Annotated in this window: 10 protein-coding genes; 5 read left to right on the top strand and 5 right to left on the bottom strand. The window is 61.9% G+C overall.

Annotated elements, in window-relative coordinates:
* The first annotated feature begins 12 nt into the window (after positions 1–12).
* Both OX459_RS23675 and OX459_RS23670 read left to right on the top strand, forming a co-directional pair.
* Positions 13–906 (top strand): ABC transporter ATP-binding protein, encoded by an 894-nt coding sequence (locus OX459_RS23675; protein ID WP_035824559.1) that lies wholly within the window; start codon positions 13–15, stop codon positions 904–906.
* Positions 907–916: 10 nt separating this feature from the next.
* Positions 917–4,495, top strand: a complete 3,579-nt coding sequence (locus OX459_RS23670; protein WP_289906780.1) for a M1 family aminopeptidase — start codon at positions 917–919, stop codon at positions 4,493–4,495.
* 53 nt (positions 4,496–4,548) lie between these two features.
* On the opposite strand, the gene OX459_RS23665 is transcribed toward OX459_RS23670, so the two are convergent.
* From OX459_RS23665 to OX459_RS23650, 4 genes are all read right to left on the bottom strand, one after another.
* On the bottom strand, positions 4,549–4,932 hold the full coding sequence (locus tag OX459_RS23665) for a hypothetical protein (RefSeq protein ID WP_251350992.1): 384 nt from the start codon (positions 4,930–4,932) through the stop codon (positions 4,549–4,551).
* 170 nt (positions 4,933–5,102) lie between these two features.
* Positions 5,103–6,566 carry a catalase gene (locus tag OX459_RS23660; RefSeq protein WP_251350991.1) on the bottom strand — a complete coding sequence of 488 codons (1,464 nt, stop codon included), beginning with the start codon at positions 6,564–6,566 and terminating at the stop codon, positions 5,103–5,105.
* Between the two features lie 93 nt (positions 6,567–6,659).
* Complete coding sequence (locus tag OX459_RS23655) at positions 6,660–7,316, bottom strand: DsbA family protein (RefSeq protein ID WP_289906779.1); 657 nt, start codon at positions 7,314–7,316, stop codon at positions 6,660–6,662.
* A 20-nt stretch (positions 7,317–7,336) separates the two neighbouring features.
* Entirely contained in the window at positions 7,337–8,206 is an 870-nt protein-coding gene (locus OX459_RS23650) for an MBL fold metallo-hydrolase (RefSeq protein ID WP_289906778.1), read from the bottom strand.
* Between the two features lie 320 nt (positions 8,207–8,526).
* Here OX459_RS23650 and OX459_RS23645 point away from each other — a divergent pair, with 320 nt between their 5' ends.
* The 3 genes from OX459_RS23645 to OX459_RS23635 all read left to right on the top strand — a co-directional run bounded on the left by OX459_RS23645 (position 8,527) and on the right by OX459_RS23635 (position 12,193).
* Positions 8,527–9,927 carry an alkaline phosphatase gene (locus OX459_RS23645; RefSeq protein WP_251351107.1) on the top strand — a complete coding sequence of 467 codons (1,401 nt, stop codon included), beginning with the start codon at positions 8,527–8,529 and terminating at the stop codon, positions 9,925–9,927.
* 29 nt (positions 9,928–9,956) lie between these two features.
* Positions 9,957–11,381 carry an alkaline phosphatase gene (locus tag OX459_RS23640; protein WP_289906777.1) on the top strand — a complete coding sequence of 475 codons (1,425 nt, stop codon included), beginning with the start codon at positions 9,957–9,959 and terminating at the stop codon, positions 11,379–11,381.
* 74 nt (positions 11,382–11,455) lie between these two features.
* Entirely contained in the window at positions 11,456–12,193 is a 738-nt protein-coding gene (locus tag OX459_RS23635; RefSeq protein WP_289906776.1) for a hypothetical protein, read from the top strand.
* Between the two features lie 231 nt (positions 12,194–12,424).
* Here the strand turns inward: OX459_RS23635 and OX459_RS23630 are convergent, their stop codons facing one another.
* Positions 12,425–15,091 carry a DNA topoisomerase III gene (locus OX459_RS23630; protein WP_077399489.1) on the bottom strand — a complete coding sequence of 889 codons (2,667 nt, stop codon included), beginning with the start codon at positions 15,089–15,091 and terminating at the stop codon, positions 12,425–12,427.
* Positions 15,092–15,304 lie beyond the last annotated feature (213 nt).

Here is a 15,304-nt window from a genome sequence, read left to right as displayed (position 1 = left end):
GTTAGGAGTTGTATGGAATTGCAGATTCGCAAATTGTCGAAGACCTACGCGAATGGCGTGGTGGCGCTGGATAACGTGTCGCTGACGATACCGCCCGGGATGTTTGGCTTGCTGGGCCCGAATGGCGCCGGCAAGTCGACCCTGATGCGCACCCTGGCCACCTTGCAGGAATGCGATTCCGGCTCCATTTTCTTCGGCGACTACGACGTGCTCGACGACAAGGACGAGATCCGCCGCATGCTCGGCTATCTGCCGCAAGACTTCGGCCTGTACCCGAAAGTGACGGCCTACGAGCTGCTCGACCACTTCGCCACCTTGAAAGGCCTGTCGCAGCGGGCGCGCCGGCGCGAGGTCGTCGATGGCCTGTTGCAGCAAACCAACCTGTTCGACGTGCGCCACCAGCGCCTGGGCAGCTTTTCCGGCGGCATGCGCCAGCGCTTCGGCATCGCGCAAGCCCTGCTGGGCGACCCGAAACTGATCATCGTCGACGAGCCGACGGCCGGCCTCGACCCGCAGGAAAGAGTCCGCTTCCATAACTTGCTGTCCGACATCGGCGAAGACAAGACGGTGATCCTGTCGACCCACATCGTGTCCGACGTGGCCGACCTGTGCGCCAACATGGCCATCATCAACAAGGGCCATTTGCTGCTTTGCGGCAAGACCCAGGAACTGATCGACGAAGTCAGCTGCAAGATCTGGGCGCGCTTCGTCGAGAAGAAAGAGCTGGCCAGCTTCCAGCAGCGCCACGCCGTCATTTCCACGCGCTTGCTGTCGGGCCGTACCTTGATCCACGTCTACAGCGACGACGACCCGGGCGACGGCTTCGAGGAAGCCATCGGCGACCTGGAAGACCTGTACTTCGCCACCATTGCCGGGCGCCACCGCGTCGCCCCGCAGTGCGACTGAGGGGCGCGCCATGTTTGCCATCGCCCGCTTTGAAGCGCGACAGCGGCTCAAGCTGCTGTCCACCTGGGTGTATTTCGCCATGTTCCTGGCGCTGGCCATGCTGTGGATGGCCGCCGCCGGCGGCGTCTTCAAGGAAGCGAGCATCAGTTTCGGCGGCAAGTTCCTGATCAACGCGCCCCGCTCGCTGGCGTTTACCTGCAGCCTGCTGGGCTGTTTCGGCGCCGTCGTGGTGGCCGCCATGATGGGCCGTTCGGTGCAGCAGGATTTCGAATACGGCATGCAGCATTTCTTCTTCAGCGCGCCGATCCGGAAATACCAGTACGTGTTCGGCCGCTTCCTCGGCGCCTACCTGGTGCTGGCTGTCGTGTTTTCCAGCATCGTCATCGGTGCCTGGCTGGGCGCCTGGCTGCCCGGCATCGACCCGGAACGGCTGGGGCCGCAACGGGCGCTGGCCTACCTGATGCCGTATGTGTTTACCCTGCTGCCGAACCTGTTCATCTTTGGCGCCATCTTCTTCGTCATCGCGGCCCTGACGCGGCGCATGCTGCCCGTCTACATCAGCTCGGTGGTCATGCTGATCGGCTACCTGGTGGCCCCGTCCCTGGCGCGCGACCTCGACTACAAGACCCTGGCCGCCCTGATCGACCCCTTCGGCACCACGGCGCTGATACGCCTGACGGAATACTGGCCGAACGCGGAGCGCAACACGCGCCTGGTGACCCTGGAAGGCGTGTATTTGCTGAACCGCGCCATCTGGTCCGGCTTCGCCCTGGTGGCATTGCTGCTCGGCTACTGGCGCTTCCAGTTCCACGCCACGACGGATGCGGGCGCCGGCAAGCGCCGCAGCGAGGGCGACGTCCCGCTGCGCCTGTCGAACGCTTCGCTGTCCACGCAGGAAACACCGGACTTCGCGCAGCGCAACCTGGCCGCCCTGCTCCTCAAGATGAGCTGGCTGAATCTGCGCGAAACCATCAAGAACATCTATTTTGTCGTCATCGTGCTGGCCGGCGTGCTGACCATGTATGGCGGCGCGCTCGACATGGGTTCCATCTATGGCACGAATACGTATCCCGTGACGGAAAGGGTGCTGGACATGGTCAGCGCCTCGTTCGCCCTGTTCATGCTGATCATTACCACTTTCTATGCGGGCGAACTGGTGTGGCGCGAACGCGAGGCGGGCACGCACTTGATGCTCGACGCCCTGCCCGTGCCGAACTGGCTGCCCCTGCTGTCGAAACTGTTTGCGCTGATCGGCCTGCAGGCCTTGCTGAGCCTGGTAATCATGCTGTGCGGCATGTCGATCCAGGTCTTCAAGGGTTATTACCGCCTCGACCCCGGCCTGTACCTGGAATCGCTGTTCCTGTCGCACCTGCCGTCCTACGCGCTGATCGCCGTGCTGGCCATCTTTTTGCAGGTATTGATCAATCACAAGTATTTGGCGTATTTCGCCATGATCCTGTACCACATCGCCAGCATCAGCTTTTCCTCGCTGGGCCTGGGCGACCCGCTGCTGCTGTACGGAAACACGCCGGACTTCGTGTATTCGGCCATGAACGGCGCCGGCCACTATCTGTTGCGCGAACGCTGGTACTTGCTGTACTGGAGCGGCGCGGCCGTCATGCTGACGGTGCTGTCGCTGCTGTTCTGGCCCCGCGGCGCGCAGGACAGCTGGCGCATCCGCCTGCGCCTGGCACGCCACGGCCTGACGCAGGGCGTGCTGGCCAGCTTTGCCGGCGGTGCCCTGATCTTCATCGGCGCCGGCACGGTCCTGTTCTACGTCTTCCACGTGGCCAACGATTACAAATCCGAATTCGCCCGCGATGCGGACCGCGCCACAGTCGAGCGCCAGTACCGCAAGTTTGCCGCCACGCCACAGCCGAGAATCACCGACGTGAAACTCGACGTGGCCATCTACCCGGCGCAGCGCACCCTGGCCGTCACGGGCCGCTATGTGCTGCAAAACAAGACCAGCCTGCCGATCAGCCATATTTTTGTGCAGCAAGATCCGAGCTCCACCATGCGCCTGCGTTTTGACGCGCGCGTGCATCCCGGCCTCGATGACGGCAAGCTGGGCTTTTACAGCTACCGCCTGGCCGCGCCGCTGGCGCCGGGCGCCACCCTGGGCCTCGATTTCGACGTCCGCTTTGCGCCGCGCGGCATCTTCGGCCTGGGCCAGGACACGCCCGTGGTGGCCAACGGCACCTTCTTCACGAATGCCGTGCTGCCCCACATCGGCTACCAGCCACAGCAGGAATTGACGGATCCGCGCGACCGCAAGAAACACGGCTTGCCGGCGCGCGAACGGGCCTTGCCGCGCGACGATGCACGGGGGCTGGCCGACAATTACATCAGCAACGACGCCGACCGCATCAACTTCGACGCCACCGTCAGTACCGTCGACGGCCAGACGGCCATCGCGCCGGGCATGCTGGACAACGACTGGATCGCCAAGGGCCGCCATTACTTCCATTACACGATGGAACAGCCGATCCTGAATTTTTACGCGTTCCAGTCGGCCCGCTACGCCGTCAAGCACGAGCGCTGGCAAGACGTGGCCATCGACGTGTATTACCACCCGGGCCACGAATACAACCTCGATCGCTTCGTGCGCGGCAGCAAGGAAGCGCTCGAGTACTACACGAAGAACTTCGGCCCCTACCAGCACAAGGTCCTGCGCATCGTCGAATTCCCCCGCTACGCCACGTTTGCGCAATCGTTCCCGAACACGATACCGTACTCGGAAGGGCTGGGCTTCATCGCCAGGGTCGATGACAAGAATCCCAAGGATATCGATTATCCGTTCTACGTGACGGCGCATGAAGTGGCGCACCAGTGGTGGGCGCATCAATTGGTGGGCGGCAATACACGGGGCGCTACCGTGCTCAGCGAAACCCTGGCCGAGTATTCGGCCCTGATGGTGATGAAGAAAACCGCGGGGCCGGCCAAGATGCGCCGCTTCCTGCGCTATGACCTGAATCAATACCTGATGGGACGCAGCGAAGAGCGCAAGAAGGAATTGCCGCTGGCCGAGAATGAAAACCAGCCCTACATCCACTACAACAAGGGCAGCCTGGCCATGTACTTGCTGCAAGACATCATCGGCGAAGACAAGGTCAACGGCGTGCTGCGCGAGTTGCTGAAGAGCCATGGCCAGAAAGGCCCGCCGTATGCCAGCGTGACGGCCCTGATCCAGGGCTTGCGCCAGGTCACGCCGCCCGAGCAGGCTTACCTGATCGACGACCTGTTCGAGAAAATCGTGTTGTTCGACAACCGCGCCCTGTCGGCCACGGCCACGAAACGCAGCGACGGCAAGTACGCCGTCACCGTGAAAGTGCAGGCGAGCAAGTTGACGGCCGGCGAACAGGGAGAGGAACACGACGCGCCCCTGCACGACTGGATCGAGATCGGCGTCGACGACGCGAACGGCCATCCGCTGCTGCGCGAACGCCTGCGCATGACGGCGCGCGAAGCGAGCTATACCGTCATCGTGGGCAGCCGTCCCGGCAAGGCGGGCATCGATCCCGACAACAAGCTGATCGACCGCAAACCCGATGACAATATGGTCACCGTCGACATCGCCGAACCATGACAAAAAATGGCCACCCTGGAAAGGTGGCCATTTTTTTTATTCTCAGGCGCTCCTCAAGCCTCGGCGCAACGCGTCACCAGGCTCAGGCTGATACCCATTTCCGTCAGGTGCTGCATGTCGGCCAGGGTCAGATCCAGCGGAGAGTCGACCGTGTCGTCGCCATTCAGCTCCAGTTGCAGTTCAGCAACGATACGCGGCATGGTGAAGCTGACGCCGCGCGAGCGGCATTCGGCCAGGTAGCTGCGTATGCGCGAGGGCAACACTTGCGATTTGGATGCCTGCGCGATCAGCACCTCGAAGCCGGAATCGAGATGCACGCGGCCCGCGCCCTTCGCCTCGCCCTTGCGCCATTGCCGTTCGGGATCCGTGGGCAAGACTTCCAGGATGGATTTGAGCGTGGGGTCGTCCCCATGCACCGACAGCTTCGCCATATTCATATTACAAGACTTTCTAGTCAGGACGCTGCCAGGAAGGCGGCGCGATCATCAGACCGACAAGTCTACGCATGGGCGGCAAATATGTCCATACGGCAATATTTGGTATCTCCCTCTAATTTGTGCTGTATCAACAACAGGCGGAACAAGCTTGTTCCGCCTGCAACACACAATTACAGCACCACGCCACGTGCCTGCAAGGCGGCCCGCACGCCGGCGCCATACGCGGCATCGGCCCGGTCGAAGTGGCCCAGCTGACGCTGCAGGGTTTCCGGCCGCACCTGGCTCAAGGGACCGGCCAGGTTGTCGAACAGGTTTTGCTTCGCCTGCACCGACATCAAGCGGAACAGATTGCCGGCTTGCGTGTAATCATCTTCCACGCCGCGGCCATCGTAGCGCGCCGCGCCGCCGGCCAGGTCCAGCGCCGGCTCGCCGTGGCCCAGCCCTTGCGGCTGCGTACCTGCTGCCGCCACGTTCGCATAGTTGCGCGCCGCGCCGCCATTGTTGATCGCCATGCCGCCATCGCGCTGCTGGTTGTGGAAGGGGCAGCGGGCCGCATTCACGGGCAAGTGCTGGTGGTTCGTACCGACCCGGTACAGCTGGGCGTCGTGGTAGGCGAACAATCGGCCTTGCAGCATCTTGTCCGGCGAGTAACCCATGCCGGGCACGGCGTTGGCCGGTGAAAAGGCCGCTTGCTCGACTTCCGCGTGGTAATTGTCCGGGTTACGGTTCAGCTCGAAAATACCCACGGGCAGCAGCGGGAAGTCCGCATGCGGCCACACTTTCGTCAAATCGAACGGGTTCCAGCCCGTGCGCTGCTCCCATGCATCGAGTTGCTCCTGCGTCGCCACCTGCAGCTTGACTTCCCACTGGGGGAAATCGCCGCGCTCGATGGCGCCGAACAGGTCGCGCTGGGCGTAGTCGGGGTCGGCACCGGCCAGGCGGCCCGCTTCCGCGGCAGGCAGGTTCTTGATGCCCTGGCGCGTCTTGAAGTGCCATTTCACGTACACGCGCTGGCCGTCGGCATTGATCAGGCTATACGTGTGGCTGCCGAAGCCATCCATGTGGCGGTAGCCGTCCGGCGTGCCGCGGTCCGAGAACAGCATGGTGACCTGGTGCAAGCTTTCCGGCGCATGGCTCCAGAAATCGAACATCATTTCCGCCGATTTCAAGTTGCTTTGCGGATCGCGCTTTTGCGTGTGGACAAAGTCGGGGAACTTGATCGGGTCCTTGATGAAGAACATGGGCGTGTTGTTGCCGACGAGGTCCCAGTTGCCCTCTTCCGTATAGAAGCGCACGGCGAAACCGCGCGGGTCGCGTTCCGTGTCGGCGCTGCCGCGTTCGCCACCGACGGTGGAAAAGCGTGCGAAGGTGGCCGTCTGCTTGCCCACTTCACTGAACAGCTTGGCCTTGGTATGGCGTGAAATGTCGTGCGTGACGGTAAAGGTGCCGTAGGCGCCCGAACCTTTCGCGTGCACCACGCGCTCGGGAATGCGCTCGCGGTTGAAATGCTGGAGTTTTTCGATCAGGTGGAAGTCTTGCAGCAGCAAGGGGCCACGGGGGCCGGCGCTGAGGGAATTCTGGTTGTCGGCGACGGGGATGCCCGAGGCGGTACTGAATGGCGGCTGTTGGCTCATGGCTGCTTTTCCTTCGTTGTTGACTAATAGAACTAGTGTAACGAGGTCAACAACAAAGGAAAAGCTAATTGATTTTATCGAACCGATAGATATTTACAATACACAACCGTGCGTATCGCACACGCCACCCAGTTGTGCCTGCAGTTTCGCCGGCTGGCCCAGGAAGCCGCCGATATCGATCACGGACAGCTTGCCGCTGCCATCGTCGAGCACGAACGTGGGAAAGCCCTGGCCGCCCACCTGCGCCAGCAAGGCGCGGCTGGCGTCGATATGCCGCTGCGCGGCGGCGCCCGCCTGTTGCGCATACGCGGCCTGGAAGGCGGCGCCGTCCATGCCCAGTTCTTGCGCCAGCGCCACCAGCACGGGCAGGTCGGCGATGCGCAAGCCGTCCACGTAATGGGCGCGTTGCACGCGCTGCAGCATGTCCAGGCCCTTGCCAGCCAGCGATTCGGCCGCCAGGATGGCCGTGATCGGCGGTTCGGAATCCATCATGGCCGTCGTGTCGTTCAGCAAGCCGTTGATATAGGCGTCGCCGAAGGGCTGGCCAGACAATTGCTCGATGCGCCGGTCGTGCGGCAGCACATAGCCGCGCCAGGCGGGCGTGATCTGGCGGCGATTGCTGCCCGTCATCATGCCGCCGGCGTGGAAGGCCAGCGTCAGTCCTGGCACGGCGCGCGCCGCCTCGACCAGCGGCGCGGCGCCGTAGCACCAGCCGCACAGGGGATCGAAAATGTAGTGCAGTGTGGGCATGCCGGCCTCCTTGTTGTCGCTTACCATTTCATTTCGCCTTTGGCGACCTTCGCACTGGTCTCCAATGCGCCATCGAGGCCCAGCTTCGGATAATGCTCTTTCATCGCTTCGATCAGGGCGGCCGAATTGGCGGCCTTGGCCGTTTCCGCTTCGAACGTCACCAGGTAGTCACGCGTAAAACCGATGCTGTCCGGCGTCAGGGGCGAACCGACCTTGAAGTGGCCCGGCACGACAGTGACGGGTTTCAGGGCGGCGATGCCGTCCAGGGTCTTGAGCCAGTCCTGGCGCGATTGCAGGCTTTGCGTATCGGCCGTCCACACGTGCAAGTTGCTAAACAGCACCACGCCGCCGACGACGGCCTTGATCGATGGAATCCACACATAGGTGCGCGCTGGCGTCGGGCCGGCGATGTCCAGCGACTGGCCTTCCAGGCTGATGCGCTTGCCCTTCAGCGCGTCGGGGATGACGATGCCGTGCGGCGCGTTGTCTTTCAGGATCGGGCCCCAGTAGGCGACCTTGGCGTCGGCCTTGCGGCGGATTTCCGCGACGGTTTCTGGCGTGGCAACGATTTTCGCCTGCGGGAACGCTGCCTTGATCACGTCGAGGCCAAAGTAAAAATCGGGATCGCTGTGGCTGATGTACACCGTCGTCAGTTTCTTGCCGCTGGCGCGGATCTTTTCCACCAGTTTTTGCGCTTCGGCGCGCGAGAATTGCGCATCGATCAGCACGGCGTCATGCTTGCCCGCGACCAGCACGGAAGCGACGGGAAAGATGGCCGCTTCGCCCGGATTGAAGACTTCCAGGGTCAGGGGTGCGCTGGCGGCGGCCGAGGCGGCGCCGGCGGCAAACAGGGTGGAGACAAGAACGCTGCTGATGGATTTGGAGAACATGATGCGCCTTCACAAGATGATTGGGATGACTGCATCTTACGTTGCTCAAAGCGGTAGAAAAACCAGGTAAAGCGCAATAGTTTGTTGCTTATATCGATGCAATCACGCGATGACGAACACGCTACGGCGTATTTTTCCAACGACGGCGCGTGCCAAAGTCACGCCACTGCGGCGGCGTAGTGCCGTCGCAAAATGTGTCACAGCGTCATGAGGGTGTCACATTGGATTGTTATCTTGCTAGCTCTTTCAAACCTAGCCGGATGAACCACATGACACGCAGAAAAATTTCCGTCGCTGGCTGCAGCGTCGCCATCACCCTGATGCTGGCCGCCTGCGGCAGCGACGCAAAAAAAGAAGAGACAGTGGCTGAAGCGCCGCCGAAAAACGTCATCTTCTTCCTTGGCGATGGCATGGGCCTGACCACCATGACGGCCGCGCGCATCTATTCCGTGGGCGAAGAGGGTGCGCTGACCATGGACACCCTGCCGGAAACGGCCTTCGTGAAAACGTACTCGAACGACGCGCAAGTGACGGACAGCGCGCCATCGATGGCCGCCTACATGACCGGCGTCAAGATGAACAATGAAGTCATCTCCATGTCGGCCAACACGGTCGCCATCGATCCGGGCACGGATGCGAACAACAACAAGCTGGTCAACAAATGCGGCACCGGCAACGGCACGCCCGCCACCACCTTGCTGGAACTGGCCAAGGCCAAGGGCTTCGCCGCCGGCGTCGTCAGCACGGCGCGCGTGACGCACGCCACGCCGGCCGCAACCTACTCGCACATCTGCCACCGCGACCTGGAAAACGATATCGCCGCGGCCCTGGTGCCGGGCGGCACGGGCTACAACAGCGCCCTGGGCACCACCGGCCTGGAAGTGGTCCTCGGTGGCGGCGCGCAATTCTTCACGCAATTCAAGGATGGCGGCAAGCGTTCCGACGGCCGCGACCTGATCGCCGAATTGAAAGCCAAAAGCTACACGGTCGCCAACAACGCCACCGACTTCAAGGCCGTCGATGCGGCCAAGACGGACCGTTTGTTCGGCGTGTTCACGTCCAGCCACATGAGCTACGACCTGGACCGCGACGCAGCGAAGGAACCTAGCCTGGCGGAAATGACCACCAAGGCCATGGACGTGCTGGCCAAGAACAAGAAGGGTTACTTCCTGATGGTCGAAGGCGGCCGCATCGACCATGCGCTACACGAAACGACCGCCAAGAAAGCGCTGCAAGACACCGTCGCGTTCGACAACGCCATCAAGGCCGCCATCGAAAAAGCCAAGCTGACCGATCCGACCCTGGCCAATACCCTGATCGTCGTCACGGCCGACCATGACCACACGCTGGTGCTGAACGGCTACGCCAAGCGCACGGGCAAGACGGCTGCCGGCAACCCTGGCGTGCTGGGCGTGGTGAAGAACTACGTGACCGGCGCGGTCGAGAAAGACCTGGATGGCGCACCGTATTCGATCATCGGCTTCGGCAATGGCGAAAACCGCACGCAATCGAGCCGCGCCGCCATGGCCAGCCTCGATGAAACCGTCACCAGCGCCAATAATTACCACCAGGAAGCAGTGATCCGCACCGCGGTCGGCAATGAAACCCACGGCGGCACCGACGTCTTCCTGGGCGCCATCGGCAAGGGTTCGGAAACCTTCCTTGGCACCATCGAAAACACCAAAGTATTCGGCCTGGTCAAGACCGCCGGCGGTCTGTAATCCCCAAGAGACAAGAATTGGACAAGCACATGAAACTTGCATCGACACCCGCCGCACTGAAATCGGCCCTGAAACTCTCCTTGCTGACCACGCTCGTGGCCGCCAGCGTCGCCAGCGCCTACGCCGCCGACGCCAAGAACGTCATCTTCTTCCTCGGCGACGGCATGGGCCCGTCCGTCGTGACGGCAGCGCGCATCTACCAGTACCAGGAAGACGGCAACCTGACGATGGACACGCTGGAGCGCACGGCGCGCATCAAGACGTTCTCGAACGATGCGCAAACGACGGACAGCGCGCCATCGATGGCCGCCTACATGACCGGCGTCAAGATGAACAATGAAGTCATCTCGATGGCGCAGGACACCATCGCCAAGGAACCGAGCCGCGACGTCAACGGCAACCTGGGCGTGGACAACTGCCCGGCCGGCGGCAAGAGCGCGCCGACCATCCTGGAATTGGCGAAAGCCAAGGGCAAGGCCGTGGGCGCCATCACCACCACGGAACTGACGCACGCCACGCCGGCGACGACTTTCTCGCACATATGCAACCGCAATGCGCAATACGCGATCGCCGCACAAACGGTGCCGGGCGGCGCGGGCTACAACGCGGCCCTGGGCGACGGCGTCGACGTGCTGATGGGCGGCGGCCGCAACCACTTTACGCCTTGGTCGGCCAGCAACAAGTATGGCCGCGCCGATGGCCGCAACCTGTTGACGGAATTTGCCGCCAAGGGCTACACCGTGGCCGCCAACAAGGCGGAAATGGCTGCGGCGCAGAGCGGCAAGAAATTCATCGGCCTGTACAGCACCCGCAGCCACCTGGAATATGAACTGGACCGCACCGCCACGCCGCCGCTGGGCGAAGGCGCGACCCAGCCTAGCCTGTCGGAAATGACGCTGAAAGCCATCGACTTGCTGTCGAAAAATGCGAACGGCTACTTCCTGATGGTCGAAGGCGGCCGCATCGACCACGCCTTGCACGGCATCAACGCCAAGCGCGCGCTGACGGACACCATCGCCTTCGACGACGCCATCAAGGTGGCCATCGCCAAGATCAAGGAAACCGATCCGAAGCTGGAAAATACCCTGATCGTCGTCACGGCCGACCATGACCACACCTTGGCCTTCAACGGCTACGGCAAGCGCGGCAACCACATCCTCGACATCAACCGCGGCTACAAGGATAACCAGCCGAGCAAGGATGTCGATGGCAATACCTACACCACCCTGGTGTTCGGCAACGGCCCGAACCGCCCTGCCCTGCGCAGCAACGTCGACAGCGCCACGGCCATGAAAGACAACTACCTGCAAGAAACAGGCGTGCGCCTGGCCAGCGAAACCCACGGCGGCGGCGACGTCAAGCTGCTCGCCACGGGCGCCGGCGCGAAGGCCTTCAAGGGCACCCTGGACAACACCAAGGTGTTTGACCTGCTGAAGGCGGCCTTCGGCTTCTGATCCACATCAACACGGTAACCCCACCGGGGCGGATGGCGTATGCCCTCCGCCCCTCTGCACGTAAAGGCAACACCATGAAATCGTCCCTGATCGCCGTCCTCCTGGCCGCCGGCTTTGCCGCCAGCGCGCAAGCCGCTCCTGCCACGCCTTCCGCTCCTGCCGACCTGGACCTGGGCATCACCTATTACAGCCGCGTCCTGACGCCCGAAGGCGTGACGCGCGAAAGCCGCTACGAAGAAAAGATGCTGCGCCGCCCCGGCCACGTGTGGGTCGAGCGCGTGCTGGCGCCGTCGACCGATGCGCATGCGGGCCACAGCCACGGTGAAAACAAGAAAGTGGCATTGAAAACGTCGACCGCGGCCACGCAACATGAGCACAAGCACTTCAATCCCGTGCTGATACCGCGCCACGTGATGCTGGAAAAGAACACCGTACGCGTGGAATACATCGATGCGCATGACAAGATCGTCGTCGCCATCCCCAAGGCCGAGTACGAAAACGTCAATTTCGACGGTTCCTGGGAAAACAGTTTTTATCTGCTGGACCCGAAACTGGTGGCCGCCATGCCGCTGTCGAAACAGGCGTCGAACGTGACGGGCGCGCGCTGGCGCGAAGTGGAAAAGAATGGCGTGTTCCAGCGCATCCTGTGGGATGAGCAAAAACAGATTCCCCTGATCATCGAGAGCGGCGACCGCGCGAATACCTTCTATCGCCGGGTCGACGTCAAGCTGCAACCCACCGTCAGCAAGGCACAGCCGTGGGCCAACTTGCAGAACTACGCGCAGCGCGAGTATTCCGACTACCTGGACTAAGAGCCTATCCCAGTAGGGAGCGTCTTCTGCTGGCAGCACATCAGGAGCGCGGACAAGGCGTGAGGAGGACGCGTGGCGAGCCACACGACGACGATCAACGCAGTCCCCGCTTCTGAGGCGCGCCAGCGGGGGATGTATTCATCTACTGGGACAGGCTCTTAGCCAGCCTCGGGACGTAAAAAAAGCCAGGGAAATCCCTGGCTTTTGTTTGCCTGACCGGCGGGCGCCGGATTACTCCGCCGCTGCCGCCTTCTTCGCCGGCGCCTTCTTGGCGGCCGGCTTTTTCACGGCCGCAGCTTTCTTGGCCGGCGCTTTTTTGACGGCTGCCGCTTTCTTGACGGCCGTTTTCTTTGCTGGCGCCGCGCCTTCTTCGCCTTCGGCCTCGGCCGCTGCCGCCTTCGTCTTGGCGCCCGGCTTGGCCTTGCGCTCTTCAAACTCGAAGCTCACCTTGCCATCCTTGCCGCGCACGAGGAATGCCTTGAACGGGCGGCGGGTACGCTGCGAAACAAAGCCCGGCAACAAGTCCGTCTTGCCGTCGTTGAGCAGTTTTGCCATTTGTTCCGGCAAGATTTCCTGCTGCAAGATGATACGGCCGCTGCGGAAATCGCACGTCTTCGGCTTGGCCACGCTGTGTTCGCACACATAGGCCAGGCCCATTTCGTACACGCCGGCGTTGCACTTGGGGCACGGTCCCACGGGCGTCTGGCCCGTGAAATCGACGCCTTCGCCATCTTCGCTCTCGTCGTTCTGGCCGAAATCGAATTCCAGCTTGAAGTTCTTGATCTCTTCATCGCGCACGATGCGCAGGATGGCGGCGAACGGACGGCCCATCTTCGAGCGGAAGCCTTGCAGCGGGCCGATGGTGCGGTCCTTCAGCAATTGTTCCACTTCGGCAATTTCGAACTGGCGCGAACCCGGTGTCTTGCTCATCGAGAATTCGCACTTGGTGCAGGCGAAACGACGGTAGTTTTCCTTTACCACGCCGCTGCAATTCGGGCAGGGCGTTTCCAGGGTCGCGTAGTCGCCCGGAATGGTGTCATTATCGTATTCCTTGGCGCGCTTGACGATGATCTGCGTCATCTGCGCGATTTCGCGCATGAATTCTTCGCGCGAAATCTTGCCTTTTTCCATCTGCGACAGCTTGTATTCCCACTCGCCCGTCAGCTCCGGCGCCGTCAATTCATTGACGCCCAGGCCTTTGAGCAAAGTCATCAGCTGCGATGCCTTAGCCGTCGGAATCAATTCGCGGCCTTCGCGGATCAGGTAACGTTCCGTCAGCAAGCCCTCGATGGTGGCCGCGCGCGTCGCCGGGGTACCGAGACCCTTGCCGGCCATCGCATCGCGCAGCTCGTCGTCGTCGATCAGCTTGCCGGCGCCTTCCATGGCCGACAGCAAGGTCGCCTCCGTGAAGCGCGCAGGCGGCTTCGTCACCAGGCCGTTGGCGTTGACGCTTTCCGTCTGCACTTTCTCGCCCTTGGCGACGGGCACCAGGTTGCCGTTGCCATTGCTTTCCTTGTCGGCGTCCGTCGACGCTTCCTTGCCGTAGATGGCCAGCCAGCCCGGATTGGTCATGACCTTGCCTTCAGTCTTGAACTGATGGCCGGACACTTCCGTGTAGCGCGTGGTGACCTGGAATTCCGCAGGCGGGAAGAACACGGCCATGAAGCGGCGCGTGACGAGGTCATACAGCTTCTGTTCCGGCTCGGACAGGTTCTTCGGCGCGATCGTCGTCGGGATGATCGCGAAGTGATCCGAGATCTTGGTGTTGTCGAAAATGCGCTTGTTCGGTTTGACCCAGCCCTTGTCGATGATCTGCTTGGCGAACTGGTGGTAGTTGCTGTTGTCCTTGACCGTTTCCAGCGCCTGCAGCACGGTCGGCATGTAGTCTTCCGGCAGGTGGCGCGAATCGGTACGCGGATACGTCAGCACCTTGTGCTTTTCATACAGCGCCTGGGCCAGGCCCAGGGTGTTCTTGGCCGAGAAGCCGAAACGCGAGTTCGCTTCGCGCTGCAGGCTGGTCAGGTCGAACAGGCCCGGCGCCATCGAGGTGGTCGGTTTCGATTCTTCCGTGACATTGCCTTGGCGGCCGCGGCAGGCGGTGGCGATCGAATCGGCAGCCGTCTTGCTCCACAGGCGCTCGGCGCGCTTCTCGGGGTCGTTCTCGTCCTTCTTGAACTTCGTGTCGAGCCAGCGGCCTTCATAGATGCCGGCCGCGCAAACGAATTCGGCGCGCACTTCCCAGAAGTCGCGCGGCACGAATTTCTTGATCTTGTCTTCGCGTTCGACCACGATGGACAGGGTCGGCGTTTGCACGCGGCCCACGGTAGTCAGATAAAAACCGCCTTCTTTCGAATTAAACGCCGTCATGGCGCGCGTGCCATTGATACCGATCAACCAATCGGCTTCCGAACGGCAGCGGGCCGCATCGGCCAGCGGCAGCATTTCTTCGTCGCTGCGCAGGTGCGAGAAACCGTCGCGGATGGCGCCCGGCGTCATCGACTGCAGCCACAGGCGCTTGACCGGTTGCTTGGCTTTCGCGTTTTGCGCGATCAGGCGGAAAATCAGCTCGCCTTCGCGCCCCGCATCGCATGCGTTGATGAGGGTGGTGACGTCTTTGCGTTTGATCAGCTTGTTTAATACTTTGAGGCGCGCTTCCGTCTTGGCGATCGGGTTCAGCGCGAAATACGGTGGAATCATCGGCAAGTGCGCGAAACTCCATTTGCCGCGCTTCACGTCGAATTCTTCCGGCACGGCGATCTCCAGCAAGTGGCCGACCGCCGACGACAGGACGTATTCATCCGATTCAAAGTACTCATCGTGCTTGGTAAAGCCGCCAAGCGTCTTCGCGATATCGTTCGCGACAGAAGGCTTCTCGGCGATGATGAGGGTTTTTGTCATATTTTTTAGTCTCGAAAAATGCTCTAGGATAGTTTCAGCATGCGCATCATACAGTGCATTGCCAGGCGCCGACGCTTTTGTCTGCGCAAGGCCTTGTGACTTGTGGTCTTGTCAAGCGGCCAATGATAAGCGCCTATTGAAGAATTCGGCAAGTTATCTGCAAGCAAGAATGCGCAAGCGCAAACACAACAGGCTGGCGGGCGCGCTGGTGCA

Origin of the sequence: Janthinobacterium sp. SUN026 (genome assembly GCF_030397625.1) — a bacterium.
Lineage (GTDB): Bacteria > Pseudomonadota > Gammaproteobacteria > Burkholderiales > Burkholderiaceae_D > Janthinobacterium > Janthinobacterium kumbetense.
The sequence above is the reverse complement of the archived record's forward strand: the minus strand, read 5'-3'. Positions and strand labels throughout refer to the sequence as shown.